Annotated in this window: 27 protein-coding genes and 1 riboswitch; of the genes, 24 read left to right on the forward strand and 3 right to left on the reverse strand. The window is 29.9% G+C overall.

All coding sequences use genetic code 11. The features are described 5' to 3' along the window. Positions 1 to 8 precede the first annotated feature (8 nt). The 9 genes from comGA (at position 9) to gcvPB (ending at position 8,253) form a co-directional block, all read left to right on the forward strand. A complete protein-coding gene (gene comGA / locus BDW25_RS00740; RefSeq protein WP_133944645.1) occupies positions 9 to 983 on the forward strand; it encodes a competence type IV pilus ATPase ComGA in 975 nt (324 codons plus the stop codon). Further along, on the forward strand, positions 955 to 2,019 hold the full coding sequence (gene comGB / locus BDW25_RS00745) for a competence type IV pilus assembly protein ComGB (protein WP_438287693.1): 1,065 nt from the start codon (positions 955 to 957) through the stop codon (positions 2,017 to 2,019). The genes comGA and comGB overlap by 29 nt, the downstream gene beginning before the upstream one ends. A gap of 18 nt (positions 2,020 to 2,037) precedes the next feature. Continuing rightward, entirely contained in the window at positions 2,038 to 2,349 is a 312-nt protein-coding gene (gene comGC, locus BDW25_RS00750; protein ID WP_002449700.1) for a competence type IV pilus major pilin ComGC, read from the forward strand. Then, a complete protein-coding gene (gene comGD / locus BDW25_RS00755) occupies positions 2,327 to 2,773 on the forward strand; it encodes a competence type IV pilus minor pilin ComGD (RefSeq protein ID WP_279587311.1) in 447 nt (148 codons plus the stop codon). Before comGC ends, comGD begins: the two co-directional genes overlap by 23 nt. Before the next feature lie 227 nt (positions 2,774 to 3,000). Then, on the forward strand, positions 3,001 to 3,462 hold the full coding sequence (locus tag BDW25_RS00760) for a competence protein ComG (RefSeq protein WP_239665815.1): 462 nt from the start codon (positions 3,001 to 3,003) through the stop codon (positions 3,460 to 3,462). Positions 3,463 to 3,626: 164 nt separating this feature from the next. Next, positions 3,627 to 4,136: a shikimate kinase gene (locus BDW25_RS00770; protein ID WP_002449809.1), complete on the forward strand. Its 510-nt coding sequence runs from the start codon at positions 3,627 to 3,629 to the stop codon at positions 4,134 to 4,136. After that, positions 4,133 to 4,254: riboswitch (glycine riboswitch) on the forward strand. (Overlaps the previous gene by 4 nt.) 73 nt (positions 4,255 to 4,327) lie before the next feature. After that, entirely contained in the window at positions 4,328 to 5,419 is a 1,092-nt protein-coding gene (gene gcvT / locus BDW25_RS00775; protein ID WP_002488553.1) for a glycine cleavage system aminomethyltransferase GcvT, read from the forward strand. Positions 5,420 to 5,435: 16 nt separating this feature from the next. Next, positions 5,436 to 6,788: an aminomethyl-transferring glycine dehydrogenase subunit GcvPA gene (gene gcvPA, locus BDW25_RS00780; protein WP_002455298.1), complete on the forward strand. Its 1,353-nt coding sequence runs from the start codon at positions 5,436 to 5,438 to the stop codon at positions 6,786 to 6,788. Beyond that, positions 6,775 to 8,253: an aminomethyl-transferring glycine dehydrogenase subunit GcvPB gene (gene gcvPB, locus BDW25_RS00785; RefSeq protein WP_002455299.1), complete on the forward strand. Its 1,479-nt coding sequence runs from the start codon at positions 6,775 to 6,777 to the stop codon at positions 8,251 to 8,253. Before gcvPA ends, gcvPB begins: the two co-directional genes overlap by 14 nt. Positions 8,254 to 8,336: 83 nt before the next feature. On the opposite strand, the gene BDW25_RS00790 is transcribed toward gcvPB, so the two are convergent. After that, positions 8,337 to 8,723: a rhodanese-like domain-containing protein gene (locus tag BDW25_RS00790; protein WP_002449897.1), complete on the reverse strand. Its 387-nt coding sequence runs from the start codon at positions 8,721 to 8,723 to the stop codon at positions 8,337 to 8,339. A 150-nt stretch (positions 8,724 to 8,873) separates the two neighbouring features. On the opposite strand from BDW25_RS00790, the gene BDW25_RS00795 reads away from it, so the two are divergent. Continuing rightward, on the forward strand, positions 8,874 to 9,704 hold the full coding sequence (locus BDW25_RS00795; RefSeq protein ID WP_002449762.1) for a lipoate--protein ligase family protein: 831 nt from the start codon (positions 8,874 to 8,876) through the stop codon (positions 9,702 to 9,704). A 51-nt stretch (positions 9,705 to 9,755) separates the two neighbouring features. Here the strand turns inward: BDW25_RS00795 and BDW25_RS10975 are convergent, their stop codons facing one another. Both BDW25_RS10975 and BDW25_RS00805 read right to left on the reverse strand, forming a co-directional pair. Beyond that, the gene (locus BDW25_RS10975; protein ID WP_049336125.1) at positions 9,756 to 9,971 is read right to left on the reverse strand and encodes an SA1362 family protein; all 216 of its coding nucleotides are present in this window, start codon (positions 9,969 to 9,971) and stop codon (positions 9,756 to 9,758) included. A gap of 16 nt (positions 9,972 to 9,987) precedes the next feature. After that, entirely contained in the window at positions 9,988 to 10,569 is a 582-nt protein-coding gene (locus BDW25_RS00805) for a putative periplasmic lipoprotein (protein WP_049418407.1), read from the reverse strand. Between the two features lie 100 nt (positions 10,570 to 10,669). Between BDW25_RS00805 and BDW25_RS00810 the strand changes: the two genes are divergently transcribed. The 14 genes from BDW25_RS00810 (at position 10,670) to BDW25_RS00875 (ending at position 23,596) form a co-directional block, all read left to right on the forward strand. Beyond that, positions 10,670 to 11,728 carry a M24 family metallopeptidase gene (locus BDW25_RS00810; RefSeq protein ID WP_087436205.1) on the forward strand — a complete coding sequence of 353 codons (1,059 nt, stop codon included), beginning with the start codon at positions 10,670 to 10,672 and terminating at the stop codon, positions 11,726 to 11,728. A gap of 27 nt (positions 11,729 to 11,755) precedes the next feature. Beyond that, positions 11,756 to 12,313 (forward strand): elongation factor P, encoded by a 558-nt coding sequence (efp, locus tag BDW25_RS00815; RefSeq protein ID WP_002449752.1) that lies wholly within the window; start codon positions 11,756 to 11,758, stop codon positions 12,311 to 12,313. Between the two features lie 258 nt (positions 12,314 to 12,571). Continuing rightward, positions 12,572 to 13,048 carry an acetyl-CoA carboxylase biotin carboxyl carrier protein gene (gene accB / locus BDW25_RS00820; RefSeq protein WP_070468431.1) on the forward strand — a complete coding sequence of 159 codons (477 nt, stop codon included), beginning with the start codon at positions 12,572 to 12,574 and terminating at the stop codon, positions 13,046 to 13,048. Continuing rightward, on the forward strand, positions 13,048 to 14,403 hold the full coding sequence (gene accC, locus BDW25_RS00825) for an acetyl-CoA carboxylase biotin carboxylase subunit (RefSeq protein ID WP_133944649.1): 1,356 nt from the start codon (positions 13,048 to 13,050) through the stop codon (positions 14,401 to 14,403). Before accB ends, accC begins: the two co-directional genes overlap by 1 nt. A gap of 12 nt (positions 14,404 to 14,415) precedes the next feature. Beyond that, complete coding sequence (locus tag BDW25_RS00830) at positions 14,416 to 14,775, forward strand: Asp23/Gls24 family envelope stress response protein (protein WP_049336135.1); 360 nt, start codon at positions 14,416 to 14,418, stop codon at positions 14,773 to 14,775. 32 nt (positions 14,776 to 14,807) lie between these two features. Beyond that, positions 14,808 to 15,194 (forward strand): transcription antitermination factor NusB, encoded by a 387-nt coding sequence (gene nusB, locus BDW25_RS00835; RefSeq protein ID WP_002449711.1) that lies wholly within the window; start codon positions 14,808 to 14,810, stop codon positions 15,192 to 15,194. 20 nt (positions 15,195 to 15,214) lie between these two features. After that, positions 15,215 to 16,552 carry an exodeoxyribonuclease VII large subunit gene (xseA, locus tag BDW25_RS00840; protein ID WP_002449838.1) on the forward strand — a complete coding sequence of 446 codons (1,338 nt, stop codon included), beginning with the start codon at positions 15,215 to 15,217 and terminating at the stop codon, positions 16,550 to 16,552. Beyond that, on the forward strand, positions 16,545 to 16,775 hold the full coding sequence (locus tag BDW25_RS00845) for an exodeoxyribonuclease VII small subunit (RefSeq protein ID WP_070813237.1): 231 nt from the start codon (positions 16,545 to 16,547) through the stop codon (positions 16,773 to 16,775). The genes xseA and BDW25_RS00845 overlap by 8 nt, the downstream gene beginning before the upstream one ends. Continuing rightward, positions 16,753 to 17,634, forward strand: coding sequence for a polyprenyl synthetase family protein (locus tag BDW25_RS00850; protein WP_002455304.1), 882 nt, complete (start codon positions 16,753 to 16,755; stop codon positions 17,632 to 17,634). The genes BDW25_RS00845 and BDW25_RS00850 overlap by 23 nt, the downstream gene beginning before the upstream one ends. Positions 17,635 to 17,895: 261 nt before the next feature. Further along, positions 17,896 to 18,348, forward strand: a complete 453-nt coding sequence (gene ahrC / locus BDW25_RS00855) for a transcriptional regulator AhrC/ArgR (protein WP_002449839.1) — start codon at positions 17,896 to 17,898, stop codon at positions 18,346 to 18,348. A gap of 15 nt (positions 18,349 to 18,363) precedes the next feature. Further along, the gene (gene recN, locus BDW25_RS00860) at positions 18,364 to 20,037 is read left to right on the forward strand and encodes a DNA repair protein RecN (RefSeq protein ID WP_133944651.1); all 1,674 of its coding nucleotides are present in this window, start codon (positions 18,364 to 18,366) and stop codon (positions 20,035 to 20,037) included. Between the two features lie 142 nt (positions 20,038 to 20,179). Next, complete coding sequence (gene lpdA / locus BDW25_RS00865) at positions 20,180 to 21,604, forward strand: dihydrolipoyl dehydrogenase (protein WP_133944653.1); 1,425 nt, start codon at positions 20,180 to 20,182, stop codon at positions 21,602 to 21,604. A gap of 14 nt (positions 21,605 to 21,618) precedes the next feature. Further along, on the forward strand, positions 21,619 to 22,620 hold the full coding sequence (locus BDW25_RS00870; protein ID WP_133944655.1) for a thiamine pyrophosphate-dependent dehydrogenase E1 component subunit alpha: 1,002 nt from the start codon (positions 21,619 to 21,621) through the stop codon (positions 22,618 to 22,620). After that, positions 22,613 to 23,596 carry an alpha-ketoacid dehydrogenase subunit beta gene (locus tag BDW25_RS00875; RefSeq protein WP_133944657.1) on the forward strand — a complete coding sequence of 328 codons (984 nt, stop codon included), beginning with the start codon at positions 22,613 to 22,615 and terminating at the stop codon, positions 23,594 to 23,596. The genes BDW25_RS00870 and BDW25_RS00875 overlap by 8 nt, the downstream gene beginning before the upstream one ends. Positions 23,597 to 23,598: the final 2 nt, after the last annotated feature.

The following is a 23,598-nucleotide window of genomic DNA, read 5'->3' on the forward strand; positions in this document are numbered from 1 at the left end:
GTGTTTTTTTGAAATTATTATTTCAAGAAATAATTAATAAAGCAATTTCAAAAAATGCAAGTGACGTACACTTTATTCCTTCAGAGGATAAAGTACATATTAAATTCAGAGTGAATGATAGGTTAGAGACGTATGAAATATTTAGTAATGACATTTATGAAAAATTATTAATTTATATGAAATTTAAAGCAAATTTAGATGTATCAACACATCAAGTAGCTCAAAGTGGTAGATATACTTATCATGCTAAATCAATATTTTATTTAAGAATTTCTACTTTACCTTTGTCATTAGGAATAGAAAGTTGTGTTATCAGACTTATCCCTCAATATTTCACTTCTAAAAGAGAGTATAAAGACTTTAATGACTTTAAACCTCTAATGAATAAAAAGCAAGGTCTCATTTTACTTACTGGTCCAACAGGTTCAGGTAAAAGTACTTTGATGTATCAATTAGTACTCTATGCTTTTCAAGAATTAAATTTAAATGTTATTACAATAGAAAATCCTGTTGAACAATTATTAAAAGGCATAACACAAGTGTCAGTAAATCATAAAGCTGGTATAGATTATGTTAATTCATTTAAAGCAATATTAAGATGTGATCCAGATGTTATTTTAATTGGTGAAATTAGAGATGCTGAAGTGGCAAAATGTGTTATTCAAGCAAGTTTAAGTGGTCATTTAGTACTAACCACTATGCATTCAAGCAATTGTAAGGGCGCAATACTCAGATTGTTAGAGATGGGGATTAGTGTTCAAGAAATTTCACAAGCAATAAATGTCATTTCAAATCAAAGATTAGTTACAACTACTTTAAATCAAAGAAAGCTTGTTTGTGAGTCTATTACAAATAAGCAAATTCAATATTTTTTTGAACATAACCATACGCTTCCTGAGACATTTAATAATTTAAAAGAAAAATTGTTATCGCTATCGAAAGAAGGTCTTATATGTGAAGATGTGGTTGAAAAATATATTTAACAAACATTCTAAAGTTCTTAGCGAAAACCAACAAATTATACTTCTAAATAATTTGAATAACTTACTTAAAAGTGGATTTACATTATTAGAATGTTTTAATTTTATAAATTTGTATTTTAATTATAAAAATAAAAATATAGCAAATAAGATAGTTAAAATAATAAAAACGGGAGGAGAATGCGATCAAATATTAGAATTAATAGGCTATCCTAAATCTATTATCACTCAAATTCAATTTGCGCAGAAATATGGGAATATAAATGAAGCACTAGAGGAAGCAATGAATTATTTAAAAACAAATCTTCAAGCTAAACAACGAATATTAAAAGCTATTCAATATCCCATTATTTTAATTGCAATATTTATAACTATGTTAAGTATATTAAATTATACAGTTTTACCTCAATTTAAACATCTGTATTCAATGATGGATGTTAAACTCAATTTATCACAAACTATTATTACATATTTAATTAGTCATTTACCACAAATTTTTCTTTTTGTTTTTTCTACTTTACTAACTTTATCCATCATTATATTTATCTTTCTTAATAAATTAGATATATCCAAAAAACTTACATTCATTTCTTACATACCAATTGTACGTTTTTATTATTCGACTATAAAAACATATCAACTTGCTAATGATTTAGCTTTATTTTATAAAAATGGTATTAGTATTCAACAAGTCGTAGATATGTACATTCATCTACAAAACAACTCATTTTTGAATTATATTGGTATCGTTATTCAAAATGAACTAAATAGAGGCATTAATTTATCCAATATTTTGATTAAAATACCATGTTATCAATATGATTTAATACAGTTTATTAAGCAAGGTGAGAAAAACAATAAATTAGATATTGAGTTGAAAATGTATTGTCAAATATTAATTCAAAGGCTCCAACAAACAGCTTTAAAACAATCAAAAATGATCCAACCTATCGTATTTATATTCTTAGGAGCCTTTATAGTCAGCTTGTATCTAGTGATCATGTTACCCATGTTCCAACTTATGCAAAATATTAAATAAAGTAAAATGGAGGTTTTTATGAAAAAATTCAAACATAAATTAAAAGCTTTTACTTTAATCGAGATGTTACTTGTACTATTAATAATTAGTGTTTTACTCATTCTTATTATTCCAAACATAGCTAAACAAATGGCACATATTCAATCAACAGGATGTGAAGCACAAGTGAAAATGGTCAATAGTCAAATTGAAGCTTATACTTTAAAACATAATAGAGTTCCTAATTCTATTGAGAACTTAATAACTGAAGGGTTTATAAAACAAGGGCAATCATCTTGTAAGTCTGGAGAAACTATCAGTATTAAAAATGGAGAAGCAGTTGCAGAGTAAGAGTATTAAATCATTCACTTTTATAGAGAACCTATTAATCATTTTGATTTTAACAATCTTACTTAATGCAACGTTAAGGGTAAATGTATTTAACAATATTTCTTTGTCAGACGATATAAAAGCAACACAATTTGTTAATCAATTAGAATATTTTAAATCTAAAGCGATGCGTAATCATCAATCTATTACATTGTTAATTTCAAAACATTCCTCAATTATAAAAGTAATAGAAGCACATGGTGGTCGGTACAATTACAATATTGAAGATGGAAAAATAGTTGAAGTTAAAAATTTAGGGAAAATTACTTTTAATAAAGAAGGAAGAACAAATCAGTTTGGCTCTTTAATATTGAAAATTAATCAACATCAATATAAATTAATCATTAATATTGAAAAAGGAAGAATTAGATATTTTAAAATTTAAAGCAGTGTTACTCATCGATAGTTTATTTAGCTTATATATATTCACTACTATAGTTTTTACTTTAATTCCACTACTAATCAGTTTAAATCATACATTAAAAAGAGAATACCAAATTGTTGAAATCAAGCAAACCATAATGAGTAGTATCAACCATTATGATAAAAAAACCATTTCAAAAGGTATAAATTTAGGTGATTATCATATTAAACTTTATTCCAATAAAATATGTGGACTTCACAAAGAAACTGAAATCGAATCATGCGTTAAATATTAAATTAAAATCGTTCACTTTAATAGAAATGTTAGTTTCATTATTTTTAACAACAATGATGTTAACATTTTTTCCTCAATTAATTAAATTGACTCATTCCTATTTATACGAGTCATATAATAGTTATCAAACAGAATATGCTTTTTTTCAGACAAATATAACTCAAATTATTTCGAAAAAACATCATGCCCTTATAATTAAGGATAAACATACAATTATCATTGATAATGAATCGTCTAAAGATTATATAGAATTTAAAAACAACAAATTATTTTACAAAATTAATGGAAATGGCAATATCGTTTTACTAAATAACGTCATCAATGCAGAATTTCAAATTTTACCTTCTAACATCATAAAATTAAATCTAAAAATAGGTGATAAAAACGACTACTATGAAAAAAACTTATTTTTATAAAATGAAAGGATATATAAGTAGCTATACATTATTTATTCTTAGTATATATTTGATAATTATATCTACTTATTCTGCTCAATATAGTATAAAATTAAAAACAATACATAATATTCAAATATATTATGATAGTATAATAAGTGATAAACTTAAGAGAGGTGATTAGGATGACTCATTCTTATTTACCACTTATATTAACAGGCTTTATGGGTACTGGTAAAAGTACTATTGGTGAATATTTGGCTTCAAAATTATACTATTCATATATTGATTTAGATACATATATAGAAATGAAAGAATTTAAAACAATACCAGATATTTTTAATGAAATTGGTGAAAAAGGATTTCGTAAGTTAGAATATAACTATTTAAAGGATTGTATTGGTAAATACGATATTATATCAACGGGAGGAGGGATTATAGAAAACGATGATTCTATCTCACTTTTAAAAAATAAAACAGTTATTTGGTTAGATTGTGATATTGATATTATCTATCATAGAATTGCTAATGATCCACATAGACCAAATGCGAAAAACAAAAGTGAAAAACAATTAAAAGACTTGTATTTATCGAGAGTTTCAAGATATAATGAAATCGCATCCACAAAAGTAGATAGTAGTAAAACAATTGAATGTGTATATAAAACAATTTTAAATCATATACCATGCGAATGATCAGTATTAGAGAGAATAACTTGAACTGATTCTATAGTTGTTTTGAAATTATGTCATGTTATCGCCGAAGGTGCAAGTAAACTACGAAACTCTCAGGCAAAAGGATAATACTGTTACGCAGTCCTGGATTTGTTATTTAGACAGGGTAGCTTCTGCTACTCTGCTTTTTTTATAAAATAGGGGGTTTTTAAATGACAAGCGAATTAAAAAAGACACCATTATATGAAACTTATGTAAATAGTGGTGCTAAAATAGTTGAATTCGGTGGGTGGGCTATGCCTGTCCAATTTACTAGTATTAAAGAAGAACATAACGCAGTTAGATACAAAGTGGGTATGTTCGATGTAAGTCATATGGGAGAAATTTTAATTGAAGGTGAAAATGCTAGTAAATTTGTTCAATATTTACTTTCAAATGATACTACTAATTTATCTGAAACTAAAGCTCAATATACAGCTTTATGTAATGATGAGGGTGGTATTATTGATGATTTAGTAACATATAAAATTGCTGATAACAAATACTTATTAATTGTTAATGCAGCCAATACTGATAAGGATTTCGAATGGATTCAAAAACATCAATCTAAATTTAATGCTGCTGTAACAAATGTGTCTGAACAATATGGTCAATTAGCGATTCAAGGTCCTCAAGCAAGAACTTTAGTAAGTGAACTTGTTGATGTTGATGTAAGTGAAATGAAGCCTTTTGAATTCAAACAAAATGTAACTATCTTTGGAAAAAATGTTATCTTATCTCAATCTGGATATACAGGTGAAGATGGTTTTGAAATTTATTGTAATTCAAATGATACAGTTGACATTTGGAATGGTTTTATTGATAAAGGCGTTGTACCTTGTGGTTTAGGTGCAAGAGATACACTTAGATTAGAAGCTGGTTTACCTCTTCATGGACAAGATCTCACTGAATCAATCACGCCTTATGAAGGTGGAATTGGTTTTGCTGCTAAACCTTTAATTGAAGATGAATTTATTGGTAAATCTGTTTTAAAAGATCAAAAAGAGAATGGGTCAAAACGACGTACTGTGGGTTTAGAACTTATAGATAAAGGCATTGCAAGAACGGGTTATACAGTAATGAATCTTGACGGAAAAGAAATAGGTGAAATTACTTCAGGAACTCAATCACCTTCTTCAGGAAAATCAATTGCTATGGCTATTATTGATCGTGATGAATTTGAGTTAGGTAAAGAATTACTAGTTCAAGTTCGTAAAAGACAATTAAAAGCTAAAATTGTTAAGAAAAACCAAATCGAAAAATAACTAAGGGGTGTGCAATGTGAGTCATCGTTATATACCATTAACTGATAAAGATAAAAAAGAAATGTTAGAAACAATTGGAGCAAATTCAATTACCGAGCTCTTTGGAGATATTCCAAAAGATATTTTACTTAATAGAGATTTAAATATAGATAGTGCAGAAGCTGAAACTTCACTTTTAAGAAGATTGAATACTATTGCAAATAAAAATATTACTAAAGAAACACATGTGAGTTTTTTAGGTGCAGGAGTATATGATCATTACACACCTGCAGTAGTAGACGCTATGATTTCTCGTTCTGAATTTTATACTGCTTATACACCTTACCAACCTGAAATTTCTCAAGGTGAACTACAAGCAATTTTTGAATTCCAAACATTAATTTGTGAACTTACTCAAATGGATGTCGCAAATTCATCTATGTATGATGGCATAACTAGCTTTGCCGAAGCTTGTATATTAGCTTTTAATCATACTAAAAAGAACAAAATTGTAGTATCTAAAGGTCTCCATTATCAGGCTCTACAAGTATTAAAAACATATATTAAAGTAAGAAAAGAATTTGAAATTGTTGAAGTTGATTTAAATGGAACGATTACTGACTTAGAAAAATTAGAACAAGCAATTGATGATGATACTGCAGCAGTTGCTGTACAATACCCTAACTTCTATGGAACAATTGAAGATTTAGAAAAAATTCATTCTTATATTGAAAATAAAAAAGCGTTATTCATTGTTTATTCTAACCCATTAGCATTAGGCGTTTTAACACCTCCAGGACAATTTGGAGCAGATATTGTTGTTGGTGATACACAACCATTTGGTATTCCTACTCAATTTGGCGGTCCTCATTGTGGTTACTTTGCTACTACTAAAAAGTTAATGCGTAAAGTTCCTGGCAGATTAGTAGGACAAACGCAAGATGATGAAGGTAATAGAGGATTTGTTCTTACTTTACAAGCTCGTGAACAACATATTCGTCGTGATAAAGCCACATCAAATATTTGTTCAAACCAAGCATTGAATGCTTTAGCATCCTCAATTGCTATGTCAGCTCTTGGTAAACAAGGTATTTATGATATTGCGGTTCAAAACTTAGAACATGCTAATTATGCTAAAAATCAATTTAAAAATAACAGTTTTGAAGTCCTAGATGGTACATCTTTTAATGAATTTGTTGTTAAGTTTGATCAACCTATCAAAAATGTAAATAAAAAATTAGCAGAACATGGTTTCATCGGAGGCTTTGACTTAGGTGAAGTTTCATCAGACTTTGACAATCATATGTTAATTGCTGTTACTGAATTAAGAACTAAAGAAGAGATTGATACATTTGTTGAGAAAGCTGGTGAGCTAAATGACAGTAAGTAAATCTAGTCCATTAATTTTTGAAAGATCTAGAGAAGGTAGATATGCATATTCTTTACCGCAAAGTGATATTAAAACTGACTCTGTTGAACGTATTTTAGATGATAAATTTATTCGTAAAAATAAAGCAGAGTTTCCTGAAGTGGCAGAATTAGATTTAGTACGTCATTACACGGAACTTTCGAATAAAAACTTTGGGGTAGATTCTGGATTTTATCCTTTAGGTTCTTGTACTATGAAATATAATCCAAAAATCAACGAAAAAGTTGCTCGTATTTCTGGATTTGCAGAATCTCATCCACTACAAGAGGAAGAACAAATTCAAGGTTCATTAGAAATTATTTATAGTTTACAAGAAGAACTAAAAGAAATTACAGGTATGGATGAAGTAACTCTACAACCAGCAGCAGGTGCTCATGGTGAGTGGACAGCTTTAATGATTTTTAAAGCATATCATATAAAAAATGGTGAGGGCCATCGTAATGAAGTTATTGTTCCAGACTCTGCACATGGTACAAACCCTGCATCAGCTTCATTTGCTGGATTTAAATCAGTAACTGTTAAATCTAATGAACGCGGTGAAGTTGATATCGAAGACTTAAAGCGTGTCGTTAATGAAAATACCGCTGCTATTATGTTAACTAACCCAAATACTTTAGGTATCTTTGAAAAAAATATTATGGAGATTCGTGAAATTGTTCATGAAGCAGGCGGGTTACTCTATTATGATGGAGCAAACTTAAATGCTATTATGGATAAAGTTCGCCCTGGAGATATGGGATTTGATGCTGTGCACCTAAACTTGCATAAAACTTTCACAGGTCCTCATGGCGGTGGTGGTCCTGGTTCAGGTCCAGTCGGCGTAAAAAAAGAATTAGCAAGTTATTTACCAAAACCAATGGTGATTAAAGACGGTGATACATTTAAATATGATAATGATATTGAAAATTCAATCGGTCGGGTAAAACCATTTTATGGTAACTTTGGTATTTATTTAAGAGCTTATACGTATATTAGAACTATGGGTGCACAAGGATTAAAAGAAGTGTCTGAAGCAGCTGTCTTAAATGCGAACTACATTAAAGCACGATTAAAAGATCGTTATGAAATCCCTTATGAACAATATTGTAAACATGAATTTGTCTTAAGTGGATCTAAACAAAAAGAATATGGTGTCCGTACTCTGGATATGGCAAAACGTTTACTAGACTTTGGTGTACATCCACCAACAATTTACTTCCCGCTAAATGTGGAAGAGGGTATGATGATTGAACCAACCGAAACTGAATCTAAAGAAACTTTAGACTACTTCATTGATGCAATGCTTCAAATTGCAGACGAAGTTGAAAGTAATCCTGATAACGTATTAGAAGCACCTCATACAACTATCATTGATAGATTGGATGAAACAACTGCAGCTCGTAAACCTATTCTTAAATTTGAAGATTTACATCAAGAAAAACTTTAATATTGTAAATAGTTTAATGGATGATTTAATTTCAGAAATAATAAAACTCTCAAGAAATTTCTTGAGAGTTTTATTTCTGATAATTATTTTTTAGTTTTAATTTTACCAGTCCATTTTTTATAGCCGCCTTTAAGCATGTATAAATCTTTATATCCATTTTTTTTCAAAATGCGAGCAGCACGATAACTGGCAATACCATTTGCATCACAAAGATATACAGGTTGATCTTTACGTAAACCTTGAAATCTTTGTCTAAACATAGATATTGGAATATTGCGAGCACCATTAATATGACCATAATCATAATCAACTTTTTCACGTACATCAATGACTTGGGCTTTTCTTAAACCTTTATGAAATTCGTTTTGATCTAGTTCAGTTACAGCTCGTCGATTAAGAAAGAAATTTCCAACCATGTAAAGGATTATTAAAACTATAATTATTAATGCTATAATCAAAGATACATTCATATTGCATCCTCCCTAATTAACCGATATTATTAATTATAAAGGTGTTAGCTCAATTTATCAAAATTTTTTTATTGTTTCATATTACTGATACATTCTAACGTAATATTAACGTTGAATTTATATAAATTAAGTTGTGATTGGAGTTTTTATATGACTGAAACATGGAATTTTATCAATACTGGAAGCCATGACCCCTATTATAATATGGCGATGGATGAAGCCTTATTAAATTTTGTTTCAAGAGGGGAAATTGATCCTGTAGTTAGATTTTATACTTGGGATCCTGCTACCTTATCTGTAGGTTATTTTCAAAGATTAAAAAAAGAAATTGATATCGATAAAGTGAAAGAAAAAGGATTTGGTTTAGTTCGCCGTCAAACTGGTGGTAGAGGCGTTTTACACGATAAAGAATTAACATATAGTGTTATCGTACCTGAATCTCATCCAAATATGCCTTCTACAATTACTGAAGCTTACCGTGTCATTTCAGAAGGACTTTTAGAAGGCTTTAAATTATTAGGATTTGATGCTTATTTTGCTATTCCACGTTCTAAAGAAGAAAGAGAAAAATTAAAACAACCAAGAAGTGCCGTTTGCTTTGATGCTCCAAGTTGGTATGAACTGGTCGTTGAAGGACGTAAAATTGCAGGTAGTGCACAAACACGTCAAAAGGGCGTTATTCTTCAACACGGATCACTACTTCAAGATGTAGATGTAGACGAATTATTTGATATGTTTATTTTTAAGAATGATCGCTTGAAAGAAAAAATGAAAAAAGCTTTCGTAGATAAAGCTGTAGCAATAAATGATATATCAGATAGACACATCTCTATTGAAGAAATGGAAAAAGCATTTGAAGAAGGATTTAAAAAAGGATTAAATATTGAATTTAAACCACTATCTCTAACTGAAAATCAATTAGCCGAAGTAAAAGTGCTTGAAGAAAAATATCGTTCAGAAGAGTGGTTATATAAAAAATAGATATAAAACAAGGAGGCTTAAGAGTACTAATACTCTTGAACCTCCTTGTTTTTATTTTCGTTGTCTTTTTTTATATTTTCGAACTGCTCTTCGGTATTTTCTCTGATCTTCTGTAAGGAAGAAAAAATAATAGATAAAGTAAATAATAAGAGCAATCATTATAAGTGTGAAAATTGATTTCATGAACGACATTACAAAAATATTTAGATTTAGCAGTAAACCTATAGCTGCTATAATTAAAACGAAATAAAATATAATATTTTTCAACTAAACAACTCCTATTTTATGAACTACTAGAAACATTAATCTGTGATAACTTCATCTTACCTTGATTTATTTTCTTTTTATTATTAGATTCATAGCCATTTTTAATATCTTTAAAACCAGATTGAAGATTTTTGTTTATTTGTTTAATATTTTTGTCTTCGTTAGTATTATCATTTGATATATTACCTTTATCTGTATCACTTTTATATTTACTGTAGGCATCATCTATATCATTTGATAATGAATTTAGCTTTTCAAGATTTTGATTTTTATCATCTTTTTTAGTTTTATTTAAATCAAGTTGATTAAATTTATCGATAATCTTAGCAATATCTTGATAATAATTTGAAGAAGCTTGTAAAAAATTAGCTTCATTATTATTATCAACAGTTTTAGATACATTCTTTTTATCTTTATTTAATGCTTCTAACTGAGATTTTTGATTATTTATATCTTGATTTAGTTGTTGAATTTTTAATTTTAAATTATGATTCTCATCTCTTAAATTGGTTGTTTTATCTTCTAAAGGTCCTAAATTTTGAGAGCCACAGCCAACCAAAAACAAAGAAGCTCCTAAAATCGTTAATAATCTTTTCATGTAAATCTCCCTAAATCAAAATATCTTTAATATTTTAAGTATGTTATTATTTTAATGTATATAATAAAAATGTACAAACGTTATACAAGGAGTGGGTTAAATGGATAAATTAGCTAAAGTTCGTCATATATTAGAAAGTGAAAATCTTGATGCTCTTGTTATATTATCTGACTATAATAGACGTTATATTTCTGATTTTACCGGAACAAGTGGAGCTTTAATTATTTCTAATAATGAAAATAAGTTGATTACAGATTTTCGTTACATTGAACAAGCCACAAATCAAGCCACTCATTTTGAAATTGTAAATCGACGTAGTGGGATTATTGATGAGATAAAAGAAATTATAAAAAACAAGCAGTATAAAACAGTAGGTTTTGAAGGTCATTTAGTTAGCTATGATACGTTTCGAGAATTAAGCCAAATTGATACGAATTACGTAAGTATAGGCAATGCCATTGAAAAAATTAGAGAAGTTAAATCACCTGAAGAAATCGATAAAATAAAATATGCGGCTAAGATTGTGGATGATACTTATAACTACATTTTAAACATTGCAAAAGTTGGAATGACTGAAAGAGAGTTAAAAGCATTGCTTGAAAGCAAAATGTTAGAACTAGGCGCTGATGGTCCATCATTTGATACAATCGTTGCTTCTGGTTATAGAGGGGCTTTGCCTCATGGAGTTGCTAGCGATAAAGTAATCGAAAAAGGTGACATGATTACTCTTGATTTTGGTGCATATTATAGAGGATACTGTTCAGATATTACTAGAACATTTGCGATTGGTGAACCTGATAAAAAATTGAAAGAAATCTATAATATCGTGCTTCAGTCTCAAATAAAGGCAATTGAAGAAATCAAGCCAGGTATGACAACTAAGGAAGCTGATGCATTATCTAGAGATTATATTAAAGCACATGGTTATGGTAATGAATTTGGTCATTCTTTAGGTCATGGTATTGGTTTAGATATTCATGAAGGTCCAGTATTATCTAAAAACACTAATGATACAGTTCAAGTTAATAATTGTGTTACTATTGAACCAGGTATTTATGTAGATGGTCTTGGTGGAGTGCGTATAGAAGATGACATTTTAATTACTGAAAATGGGTGTGAAGTCTTTACTAAATGCACAAAAGACCTTATTATTTTATAGTAAGCGTATAATTGAGGAGGAAACTGAATGATTTCGGTTAATGATTTTAAAACAGGTTTAACTATTTCAGTAGATAATGGAATTTGGAAAGTAATTGATTTCCAACACGTAAAACCAGGTAAAGGTTCTGCTTTTGTTCGTTCTAAATTACGTAATTTAAGAACAGGCGCTATTCAAGAAAAAACTTTCCGAGCTGGTGAAAAAGTAGAACAAGCGATGATTGAAAATCGTCGTATGCAATATTTATATGCTGATGGAGATACTCATGTCTTCATGGATAATGAAACATTTGACCAAACAGAATTATCTGGCGATTATTTAAAAGATGAATTAAAATATTTAAAAGCGAATATGGAAGTTCAAATTCAGTCATATGAAGGCGAAACGATTGGTATTGAATTACCAAAAACTGTTGAACTTGAAGTTACTGAAACAGAGCCAGGTATTAAAGGTGATACTGCAACTGGTGCTACAAAATCTGCTACAGTTGAAACTGGTTATACTTTAAATGTACCATTATTTGTTAACGAAGGCGATGTGTTAGTTATTAATACAAGCGATGGCAGTTACATTTCAAGAGCATAATTAATAATTTTAAAAATTTAAATTAAAACAGGTTAATGCATATTTAATTATGGATTAACCTGTTTTTATATAAATGATTAAAAAGAATAATCAATATTTTAGTATCTAAGTTTTAATATAAATTTACTATATTATAATCACTTATATACTTTTTTAATCATAAGTTAGATCTCAGTTAAATGAACACGCTTGAATTGAATTTCACACTCAAGTAAAATAGATGGGTAGATGAAAACTAAGTCGAGGAGTCATTAAATTATGAACTTTAAAGAAATTAAAGAATTAATTCAAATTCTTGATGAATCAAGTTTAACTGAAATTAATATAGAAGATAATAAAGGTAGCGTAGTTAATTTAAAAAAACAAAAAGAAACTGAAATTATTACGCCTCAATATTCACAACAACCAACAGTGATGGCATCTCAACCATCAGTACAAACACCAATGGCAAATGAAATATCTCAAACTAGTGAAGTAAACCAAGAAAATGAAACGTCAAACTACGAAACAATTAATGCTCCGATGGTCGGGACTTTTTATAAATCCCCATCACCTGAAGAGGAAGCTTATGTACAAGTTGGGGATAAAGTCACTAATGATTCAACTGTATGTATCTTAGAAGCCATGAAATTATTTAATGAAATTCAAGCAGAAGTTACAGGAGAAATCGTTGAAATTTTAGTTGAAGACGGACAAATGGTAGAGTATGGCCAGCCGTTATTTAAGGTGAAATAATGAAAAAAGTATTAATTGCAAATCGTGGTGAGATTGCAGTTAGAATTATTAGAGCTTGCCATGATTTAGGTATTCAAACTGTTGCTATATATTCTGAGGGAGATAAAGATGCATTACATACTCAAATCGCTGATGAAGCATATTGTGTCGGTCCAACTCAGTCTAAAGATTCATATTTAAATATTCCAAACATCCTATCTATAGCAACTTCAACAGGATGTGAAGCAATTCATCCAGGTTATGGATTTTTAGCCGAAAATGGGGATTTCGCTGAACTTTGTGAAGCTTGCCAATTAAAATTTATTGGACCAAGTTATCAATCCATTCAAAAAATGGGTATTAAAGATGTAGCTAAAGCTGAAATGATAGCCGCTAACGTGCCTGTAGTACCAGGAAGTGATGGATTAATTGATTCGATTGAAGATGCTAAAAAAGTGGCTAAACAGATAGGATATCCAGTTATTATTAAAGCTACTGCTGGTGGCGGAGGTAAAGGAATTCGCGTTGCACGAAATGAGAACGATTTAGAAAATGGTTACCGTATGACACAACAAGAAGCTCAAACAGCTTTCGGTAATGGTGGATTATACTTAGAAAAATTCATTGAAAATTTCCGTCATATTGAAATTCAAGTGATTGGTGATCAATTCGGTAATGTCATTCATTTAGGCGAACGTGACTGTACAATTCAAAGACGTATGCAAAAATTAGTAGAAGAGTCACCTTCGCCAATACTTACAGATGAAAAACGTAAAGAGATGGGTAAAGCCGCTATTCGAGCAGCTAAAGCAGTGAATTATGAAAATGCTGGTACTATAGAATTCATATATGATTTAAATGAAAATAAATTCTATTTTATGGAAATGAATACACGAATTCAAGTAGAACATCCAGTTACTGAAATGGTAACAGGTGTAGACTTAGTGAAATTGCAATTAAAAGTTGCTATGGGAGAACCGCTACCTTATACGCAAGATGATATTACAATAAATGGCCATGCCATTGAATATAGAATTAATGCTGAAAATCCTTATAAGAATTTTATGCCTTCACCAGGTAAAATCACACAATACCTTGCGCCAGGAGGATACGGAGTAAGAATCGAATCAGCATGTTATACAAACTATACGATTCCTCCTTATTATGACTCAATGGTAGCAAAATTGGTTGTGCATGAACCTACCAGAGATGAAGCAATAATGACTGGGATTCGAGCACTAAGTGAATATTTAATTCTAGGAATAGATACAACCATTCCATTCCATCTTAAATTAATGAATAATGATATTTTTAAATCTGGAGATTATAATACAAACTTTTTAGAAAAGTATAATATTATGGCTGAGAGTGAATAGGAGGATAAAACAATGGTAAATGTAGCAGATTATTCACATGCTAATTTAGGTAAAGTAGAAATTGTACCAGAAGTTATTTCAGTAATAGCAAGTATTGCTGTTTCTGAAGTTGAAGGAGTGACTGGGCATTTTTATGAACTAAAAAAGAGTAATATTGAAAAAATAAGTCGTAAAAATTTAAATAAAAATTTAAAAGTTAATACTAAAGATGATGGTATTCATATTGATGTTTATTGCTCTATTAAACATGGAATAAAAATAGCTAAAGTTGCAAGTAAAATTCAAACTTCTATTTTTAATTCCATTAAAACAATGACTGCTATCGAACCCAAAGAAATTAACATTCATATCATGCACATCACAACTGAATAAATTAAAGTTACCATAATACAAAGGAGTTTCTTATGAGTCGCAAAGAATCAAGAAAACAAGCATTTCAGACATTGTTTCAACTAGAAATGAAAAATACAGATTTAACAATCAATGAAGCTATAAATTTTATAAAAGACGATTATCCAGACTTAGATTTTGAGTTCATTCATTGGCTTGTTACAGGAGTGAAAGATCATGAACAAGTTTTAGATCAATCAATTGAACCAAAATTAAAAGACTGGTCTATACAACGATTATTAAAAACGGATCGTATTATTTTAAGAATGGCTACCTTTGAATTGCTTCATAGTGATACGCCTCCTAAAGTCATCATTAATGAAGCAGTAGAGCTAACAAAACAATTTAGTGATGAAGGTCATTATAAATTTATAAACGGTGTCTTAAGTAATATAAAATAAACATATTTGAGTGATGAATCATGTCAGAATATTTAAGTGTCTCTACTTTAACTAAATATATTAAATATAAATTTGATCAAGATCCACACTTGCAATCTATCCTATTAAAAGGTGAACTCTCAAATTTTAAAAAACATTCTAGTGGTCATCTTTATTTTAATGTGAAAGATAAAAATAGTGTGATAAGTGCTATGATGTTTAAGGGAAATGCTTCTAAACTAACATTTGATCCTAAAGAAGGAGACGAAGTTTTATTAGAAGCTCGAGTTTCGGTTTATGAACGTAGAGGAAATTATCAAATTTATGTTAATAAAATGGAAATTGACGGTATAGGAAATTTATACCAAAAGTTAGAGCAATTAAAAGAAAAACTAAATAAACAGGGGATTTTTAATCAAAATCATAAAAAAGCAATCCCTAGATTCCCTAAAAAGATTGCTATTCTTACAGCTGATACTGGAGCAGCAATCAGAGATATTCACACTACTATAGATAGTAGATACCCTCTAGTAGAAAAAATATCAATTAGTACATTAGTACAAGGTATTAATGCTAAAAATGATATTATTGAAAAAATTAAGTATGCAGATACTTTAGGAGTAGATACCATCATTCTAGGCCGTGGAGGCGGCTCTATTGAAGATTTATGGAATTTCAATGAAGAAGAAGTTGTTCGAGCTATATATGAGTGTCATACACCAATTATCTCAGCTGTAGGACATGAAACTGATTTTACTTTAAGTGATTTTGTAGCAGATATGAGAGCAGCAACTCCTACTCAAGCTGCTGTTATCGCTACACCAGATCAGTACGAACTCATTCAGCAAATACATCAGTATCGATTTTCTCTTACTAAAAGTATTAAACAACTAATAGAAAAACAACATAAACAATTAGATTATTTATCATCTTATTATAAATTTAAGCAACCTACGTTGTTATATGAACAACAGATTCAACGAAGAGATGATTTAGAAAAAAAACTAACACAACGTTTAACGTTAAATATTGAAAAAAAAAGAAACAATATCACTGTATTGCGTCAACATTTTAATATAAGAAGATTAAATGATTCAATTGTACAATATCAAAAAATGATCCGTAATAATGAAAATAGATTAATAAATTTAACATATAACTTAATTAATCATAATAAAGCTAATTTAAAGAATAAAATTGAGCAATTAAATCAACTTAGTCCAACTAATACAATGTTAAGAGGATATTCAATTATTAATAAGGACAATAAAGTCATTACAAGCACACACGATTTAAATGAACAAGATGAAATCACATTATCAATGAAAGACGGTAATATAGACGCTATAGTTAAGAAAGTAAGGTGTGAAGATGAGTAAAGAACAACAAAGTTTTGAAGAAATGATGAAAGAATTAGAAAGTATAGTTCAAAAGTTAGATAATGAAACTGTTTCATTAGAAGAATCTCTTGATTTATATCAACGTGGTATGAAATTATCATCTGCTTGTGACAAAACTTTGAAAGATGCTGAAAATAAAGTAAATCAATTAATCAAAGATGAAGCAAAGGATGAAGATGATGTTGAAGAAATCAATGAATGAATTGATTGAAATTATAAATAATAATCTTGACGGTATTATAAAATCGTCTCCTTTAAATACTAAACTAGAGGAGAGTATGCAATATTCACTTGATGCTGGTGGTAAAAGAATTCGTCCAGTGCTTGTATTACTCACTTTAGAAGTGTTAAATGAAAATTATAAAAAAGGTTTACAAACCGCACTGGCATTAGAAATGATTCATACTTACTCACTTATACATGATGATTTACCTGCAATGGACAATGATGATTTTAGAAGAGGAAAATTAACAAATCATAAAGTGTATGGAGAATGGAAAGCGATTTTAGCGGGAGACGCCTTACTAACAAAATCATTTGAACTAATTGCAAATGATAAAAACTTAGATGCTGAAACAAAAGTAAAAGTTATTTCAAGACTAGCACATGATAGTGGCAATCTCGGCATGGTCGGTGGCCAAACCTTAGATATGGATAGTGAGAATACTCCAATAGAATTACATACTCTAGAGCAAATTCATAAGGCAAAAACTGGGGCTCTTTTAAAATTTTCTATTTTAAGTGCTGCGGATATTGCCAATGTAAACAAAGAAATTTTAAATACATTAGATTGTTTCAGTGAACACTTAGGCCTAATGTTTCAAATAAAAGATGATTTATTAGATGTTTATGGTGATGAGAAAAAATTGGGTAAAAAAGTAGGAAGCGATGTAGAAAACCATAAAAGTACTTATGTTTCTTTACTTGGTAAATCAGGCGCTGAAGAAAAACTAAAATATCATAAAGATGCTGCAATAGATACAATTAATCAATTGAAACCACAATATGATGTTGAACCGCTTCTAGAAATTGTAGATTTATTTTATTCACGTGACCATTAATAGTTAGAGTTTTTCTCTTTAAAGATTACTAAGACAATAATCTTTAAAGAGTTTTTTGTTTTAGTAATCTACTTTTAATGATTTAAAATGCATAAATGTATATAAATTTAAATTTAATTTAAATAGAAAATATAATAATACGTATCATAAATAATAATATCATTCTTCAAATCAACCTTTCTAAAGGATAACTTTAGTAGTAGTTAAAATAACGTTGTGTTAAAATCATTGTATAAATATTCGAAACTAGGAGTGTTCATAATGGCAAAAAAATCTGTAAGACATATAAAAATAAGAGAAATTATTTCAAGTGAACAAATTGAAACACAAGATGAACTTGTAAAACGTCTAAATGAATACGACCTAAATGTTACTCAAGCGACTGTCTCTCGTGACATTAAAGAATTACAATTAATTAAAGTACCTGCTTCATCAGGACAGTATGTATACAGCCTTCCCAACGATAGAAAGTACCATCCTTTAGAAAAATTAGGTAGATACTTAATGGATTCATTTGTAAATATTGAAGGAACAGGAAACTTACTCGTACTAAAAACGCTTCCTGGTAATGCTCAATCTATCGGAGCAATCTTAGATCAAATTGATTGGGATGAAGTATTGGGAACTATTTGTGGTGATGATACCTGTCTATTAATATGCAGAGATGAAGAAGCAAGTCATACAATTAAAACAAGAATTTTCAATTTATTATAAGGATGCGATTAATCTATGTTACAAACCTTATCAATAAAGCAATTTGCAATTATAGATGAACTCGAAATTCATTTTTCTGATGGTTTAACTGTGCTTAGCGGTGAAACTGGATCTGGTAAATCAATTATTATAGATGCAATAGGCCAACTTATTGGTATGCGTGCCTCTTCTGATTTTGTAAGACATGGAGAGAAAAAAGCAATTATCGAAGGGATTTTTGATATTGATAATAGTAAAGAGGCCATTTCAGTTTTAAATGAGTTAGATATTGATATTGATGAAGACTTTCTATTAGTAAAAAGAGAAATTTTTAGTTCGGGAAAAAGTATTTGTCGTATTAATAATCAAATTGTTACGCTTCAAGATTTAAGAAAAGTGATGCAAGAACTTTTAGACATACATGGCCAACATGAAACGCAAACGTTATTAAAACAAAAATATCATTTAAAATTATTAGATGATTATGCTGAAAATCAATATAGCAATGTTAAAGAACAATATGAAACTACATTTAATGAATATAAAGAAAAGAAAAAAGAACTTGAAGAGTTACAGTCTGCTGATCAAGCATTATTGCAACGTCTTGATTTAATGAAGTTTCAATTTGAGGAATTGCAAGAAGCCTCTCTAAAAGAAGGTGAAATTACTCAATTAGAATCTGATATAAAACGAATCCAGAATTCTGAAAAATTAAGTTTAGCATTAAACAATGCACATGTCACACTTACAGATGAACATGCTATCACTGACCGTTTATATGAATTAAGTAATCATTTACAAACTATTGATGACATTATTCCAGGTAAATTTAAAAAACTTAAAGAGGATATTGATCAGTTCTACTATACCTTAGAGGATGCTAAACACGAACTATACGATGAAATGTCAAATACTGAATTCGATGAACAATTACTTAATGAATTAGAATCTAGAATGAACTTACTGAATAATCTTAAACGTAAGTACGGTAAAACTATTGATGAACTTATTACTTATCAATCTAAATTAGAAAGTGAAATTGCTAAGATTGAAAATTATGAAGAAAGTACTTCTCAATTAAAAGAAGAAATTGACCTACTTTATGAAAAAGTAATAAAATATGGACAGTCATTATCGAAGGAAAGACGAATTGTAGCTCGAACGTTACGGGAGCATATCGTGGCTGAAATTCAAAATTTACAAATGAAAGAGGCTAACCTCGAAATTTCATTTCAGCCATTAGAAACTCCTACAATAGAAGGAATTGAATTTGTAGAGTTTCTCATTAGTCCTAACAAGGGCGAACCACTTAAAAGTTTAAATAAAATAGCTTCTGGAGGAGAACTTTCTCGTATTATGCTAGCGTTAAAAAGTATATTCGTTGAATCAAGAGGTCAAACTGCTATTTTGTTTGATGAAGTTGACTCGGGTGTTTCTGGTCAAGCAGCTCAAAAAATGGCTGAAAAAATGAGAGATATTGCAAAATATATTCAAGTTATTTGTATATCTCACTTACCCCAAGTAGCTTCTATGAGTGATCATCACTTATTAATTAGTAAAATGTCTAAGAATGATCGTACAACAACTCAAGTGAAAGAGTTAAAAAAAGAAGATAAAATTGACGAAATTGCCCGTATGATTTCTGGAGCAAGTGTAACTGAATTAACAAGAGAAAATGCTAGAGAAATGATTGCTCAAAATCATAAATAGTTTATAATTGAATAATTTAAATTAAGGTTGGATGTCGGAAAGAAATAGAACATATTGAGTATAATGTTATTTTTTATATTCAAATTGTTTATTCACACTTTTCAATTCTAACCTTTAAATCTGATTAATAAGGAGTAACAAAATGTCTGAAAAACAATATGACTTAGTTGTTTTAGGTGGTGGGACAGCAGGATACGTAGCAGCGATTCGTGCTTCTCAATTAGGAAAAAAGGTAGCAATTGTAGAGAAATCTTTATTAGGTGGCACATGTTTACATAAAGGGTGTATCCCTACTAAAGCGCTACTTAAATCTGCTGAAGTGACTCGTACTGTTAGACAATCTTCAGAATTTGGTATAGACACAAAGGGTTCACATATTAATTTTGAAAAAATGATGAATCGAAAAACGGATATTGTTAATCAAATGCATAATGGCGTTCAAAGTTTAATGCAAAAAAATCATATTGATATTTATAATGGTATTGGACGTATTATGGGAACTTCTATATTTTCTCCACAAAGCGGAACAATCTCTGTTGAATACGAAGATGGCAGCTCAGAGTTACTTCCAAATCAATTTGTACTTATCGCTACAGGGTCACGACCTCAAACATTACCATTTTTAAAAATTAATCATCGAAATATTTTATCGAGCGATGATATATTACAAATTGATACACTTCCAGACAGTATTGCTATTGTTGGGGGCGGCGTGATTGGCCTTGAATTTGCTTCCTTACTAACTGATTTAAATGTAAATGTTAAAGTGATTGAAGCAGGTAAACGTATATTACCTTCTGACAGTAAATCCATTTCTACATTTTTAAAAGATAGTTTAATTGAACGAGGTGCAGAATTTTTTGAAGATTGCCAACTAAGTGAAGAGAATATCATACATAAAAATGATGTCATCCAAATACATATAAATGAAAAAACTACTATTACAGTTGATAAAATATTAGTTGCAGTAGGTCGCGTACCTAATACAAGTGATATTGGTATTCAAAATACTAAAATTCAATTAGATACTCATGGTTATATCAAAGTAAATGAATTTCAACAAACGAGTGATAAGCATCTTTATGCAGCAGGTGATTGTATCGGAACATTACAATTAGCTCACGTAGCTTCTAAAGAAGGAATCACTGCAGTTGAACATATGTTTAATGATCATCCGCTTCCAGTGAATTATCATTTAATGCCCAAATGTGTTTATACTTATCCAGAAGTCGCATCTATCGGTTTGAATATAGAAACTGCTAAATCTCAAAATATTAAGGCAACAAGTTATAAAGTTCCTTTTAATGCTATTGGAAAAGCAGTTATTGAAGAAACTAAAAATAAACGTGGTTTTTGTGAAATTATATTAAATAAGGACAATGGAGATATTATTGGTCTAAGTATGGTAGGCCCACATGTCACGGAGTTAATAAATGAAGTTGCTTTATTACAATTTATGAATGGATCAACATTAGAATTAGGATTAACGACTCATGCACATCCGTCATTGTCTGAAATATTGATGGAACTTGGACTAAAGGCTGAAAATAGAGCAATACACGTTTAAAGGAGGAAATAAAAATGATTGACTACAAATCTGTGGGACTTACAGATGAAGATTTGAGAGAAATATATAAATGGATGGACTTAGGACGAAAACTAGATGAACGCTTATGGTTACTTAACCGTGCTGGAAAAATACCATTTGTAGTAAGTGGTCAAGGTCAAGAAGCCACTCAAATTGGTATGGCGTATGCAATGAAAGAAGGAGATATTTCATCTCCGTATTATAGAGATTTAGCTTTCGTTACATATATGGGGATTTCACCTTATGATACAATGTTAGCTTCTTTCGGTAAAAAGGATGACATTAATTCTGGAGGAAAACAAATGCCTTCTCATTTTAGTCATAGAGAAAAAGGTATTTTATCTCAAAGTTCTCCGGTAGCAACACAAATCCCTCACTCAGTAGGAGCAGCATTAGCATTAAAAATGAATCAACAATCTAATATAGCAACTGCTACTGTAGGAGAAGGTAGTTCTAATCAAGGAGATTTTCATGAGGGATTGAATTTTGCTGGAGTCCATAACTTACCGTTTGTATGTGTAATTATCAATAATAAATACGCAATTTCAGTACCAGATTCATTACAATATGCAGCAACGCATCTATCTGATAGAGCAATAGGTTATGGTATTCATGGAGAAACCGTAGATGGAAATGATCCAATTGCGATGTACAAAGCAATGAAAGAAGCAAGAGAAAGGGCACTTAATGGCGAAGGGGCAACATTGATTGAAGCTATTACCACTCGAATGACTCCTCATTCTTCTGATGATGATGATACATATCGTTCTAAAGAAGAAAGAGATGCTTTTAAGACATCTGACTGTAATCTTAAATTCAAAAATGAATTACTCGATTTAGGCATTATTAATGAAGATTGGTTAAACGAATTAGATAACGCACATAAATCTATTATAGATAAAGCTACAAAAGATGCTGAAAATGCTCAATATCCAGATGTAGAAGAAACATATCAATATGTGTATGATCCAGAAGGAGATATTTTCAATGACTAAAATGAGTTATATAGAAGCCATTCAAAATGCACAAGACTTGGCTATGGAAAAAGATAATAATATTTTTATATTAGGAGAAGATGTAGGACGAAAAGGTGGTGTATTCGGTGCGACACGTGGTTTACAAGAAAAATATGGAGAACTGCGCGTAATTGATACGCCTTTAGCAGAATCAAATATTATCGGTACTGCAATTGGTGCAGCAATGCTTGGCAAACGTCCTATAGCTGAAATTCAATTCGCAGATTTTATTTTACCAGCAGTTAATCAAATTATTAGTGAAGCCGCTAAAATGCGATATCGTTCTAATAACGATTGGCAATGTCCTTTAACTGTTCGTGCACCATTCGGTGGTGGCGTACATGGTGGTTTATATCATTCTCAAAGTATTGAGAGTATCTTTGCGTCTACACCTGGATTAACAATTGTAATTCCTTCAACTCCATATGATGCGAAAGGTTTATTATTATCTTCAATTGAATCAAATGATCCAGTATTATTTTTTGAACATAAAAAAGCATACCGATTTTTAAAAGAAGAAGTACCCGATTCTTACTATACTATTCCTTTGGGCAAAGCTGATGTTAAACGTGAAGGTGATGATATTACAGTTTTCACTTATGGTTTATGTGTTAACTATTGTATTCAAGCAGCCGATATTTTAGAGGCAGATGGCATTAATGTTGAAGTAGTTGACTTAAGAACAGTTTATCCATTAGATAAAACAACGATTATTGAACGCGCTAAACGAAATGGTAAGATTTTGCTTGTAACTGAAGATAACCTTGAAGGTAGTATCATGTCTGAAGTTTCAGCAATCATAGCTGAACATTGTTTATTCGAATTAGATGCACCAATTATGCGGTTAGCTGGTCCTGATGTTCCATCAATGCCATTTTCTCCTAACTTAGAAAATGAAGTAATGATGAATCCTGATAAGATATTAAAAAAAATGCGTGAGTTAGCACAATTTTAGGG

Source organism: Staphylococcus sp. AtDRG32, assembly GCF_004365845.1.
Taxonomy (GTDB): Bacteria; Bacillota; Bacilli; order Staphylococcales; family Staphylococcaceae; genus Staphylococcus; species Staphylococcus hominis.

Excerpts from the sequence above, each read along its gene's own strand:
- comGC (WP_002449700.1), top strand. The coding sequence starts at position 2,038 with ATGAAAAAATTCAAACATAAATTAAAAGCTTTTACTTTAATCGAGATG.
- comGD (WP_279587311.1), top strand. The coding sequence starts at position 2,327 with ATGGAGAAGCAGTTGCAGAGTAAGAGTATTAAATCATTCACTTTTATA.
- BDW25_RS00770 (WP_002449809.1), top strand. The coding sequence starts at position 3,627 with ATGACTCATTCTTATTTACCACTTATATTAACAGGCTTTATGGGTACT.
- gcvT (WP_002488553.1), top strand. The coding sequence starts at position 4,328 with ATGACAAGCGAATTAAAAAAGACACCATTATATGAAACTTATGTAAAT.
- gcvPB (WP_002455299.1), top strand. The coding sequence starts at position 6,775 with ATGACAGTAAGTAAATCTAGTCCATTAATTTTTGAAAGATCTAGAGAA.
- BDW25_RS00790 (WP_002449897.1), bottom strand. The coding sequence starts at position 8,723 with ATGAATGTATCTTTGATTATAGCATTAATAATTATAGTTTTAATAATC.
- BDW25_RS00795 (WP_002449762.1), top strand. The coding sequence starts at position 8,874 with ATGACTGAAACATGGAATTTTATCAATACTGGAAGCCATGACCCCTAT.
- BDW25_RS00805 (WP_049418407.1), bottom strand. The coding sequence starts at position 10,569 with ATGAAAAGATTATTAACGATTTTAGGAGCTTCTTTGTTTTTGGTTGGC.
- BDW25_RS00810 (WP_087436205.1), top strand. The coding sequence starts at position 10,670 with ATGGATAAATTAGCTAAAGTTCGTCATATATTAGAAAGTGAAAATCTT.
- efp (WP_002449752.1), top strand. The coding sequence starts at position 11,756 with ATGATTTCGGTTAATGATTTTAAAACAGGTTTAACTATTTCAGTAGAT.
- accB (WP_070468431.1), top strand. The coding sequence starts at position 12,572 with ATGAACTTTAAAGAAATTAAAGAATTAATTCAAATTCTTGATGAATCA.
- accC (WP_133944649.1), top strand. The coding sequence starts at position 13,048 with ATGAAAAAAGTATTAATTGCAAATCGTGGTGAGATTGCAGTTAGAATT.
- BDW25_RS00830 (WP_049336135.1), top strand. The coding sequence starts at position 14,416 with ATGGTAAATGTAGCAGATTATTCACATGCTAATTTAGGTAAAGTAGAA.
- nusB (WP_002449711.1), top strand. The coding sequence starts at position 14,808 with ATGAGTCGCAAAGAATCAAGAAAACAAGCATTTCAGACATTGTTTCAA.
- xseA (WP_002449838.1), top strand. The coding sequence starts at position 15,215 with ATGTCAGAATATTTAAGTGTCTCTACTTTAACTAAATATATTAAATAT.
- BDW25_RS00845 (WP_070813237.1), top strand. The coding sequence starts at position 16,545 with ATGAGTAAAGAACAACAAAGTTTTGAAGAAATGATGAAAGAATTAGAA.
- BDW25_RS00850 (WP_002455304.1), top strand. The coding sequence starts at position 16,753 with ATGTTGAAGAAATCAATGAATGAATTGATTGAAATTATAAATAATAAT.
- ahrC (WP_002449839.1), top strand. The coding sequence starts at position 17,896 with ATGGCAAAAAAATCTGTAAGACATATAAAAATAAGAGAAATTATTTCA.
- recN (WP_133944651.1), top strand. The coding sequence starts at position 18,364 with ATGTTACAAACCTTATCAATAAAGCAATTTGCAATTATAGATGAACTC.
- lpdA (WP_133944653.1), top strand. The coding sequence starts at position 20,180 with ATGTCTGAAAAACAATATGACTTAGTTGTTTTAGGTGGTGGGACAGCA.
- BDW25_RS00870 (WP_133944655.1), top strand. The coding sequence starts at position 21,619 with ATGATTGACTACAAATCTGTGGGACTTACAGATGAAGATTTGAGAGAA.
- BDW25_RS00875 (WP_133944657.1), top strand. The coding sequence starts at position 22,613 with ATGACTAAAATGAGTTATATAGAAGCCATTCAAAATGCACAAGACTTG.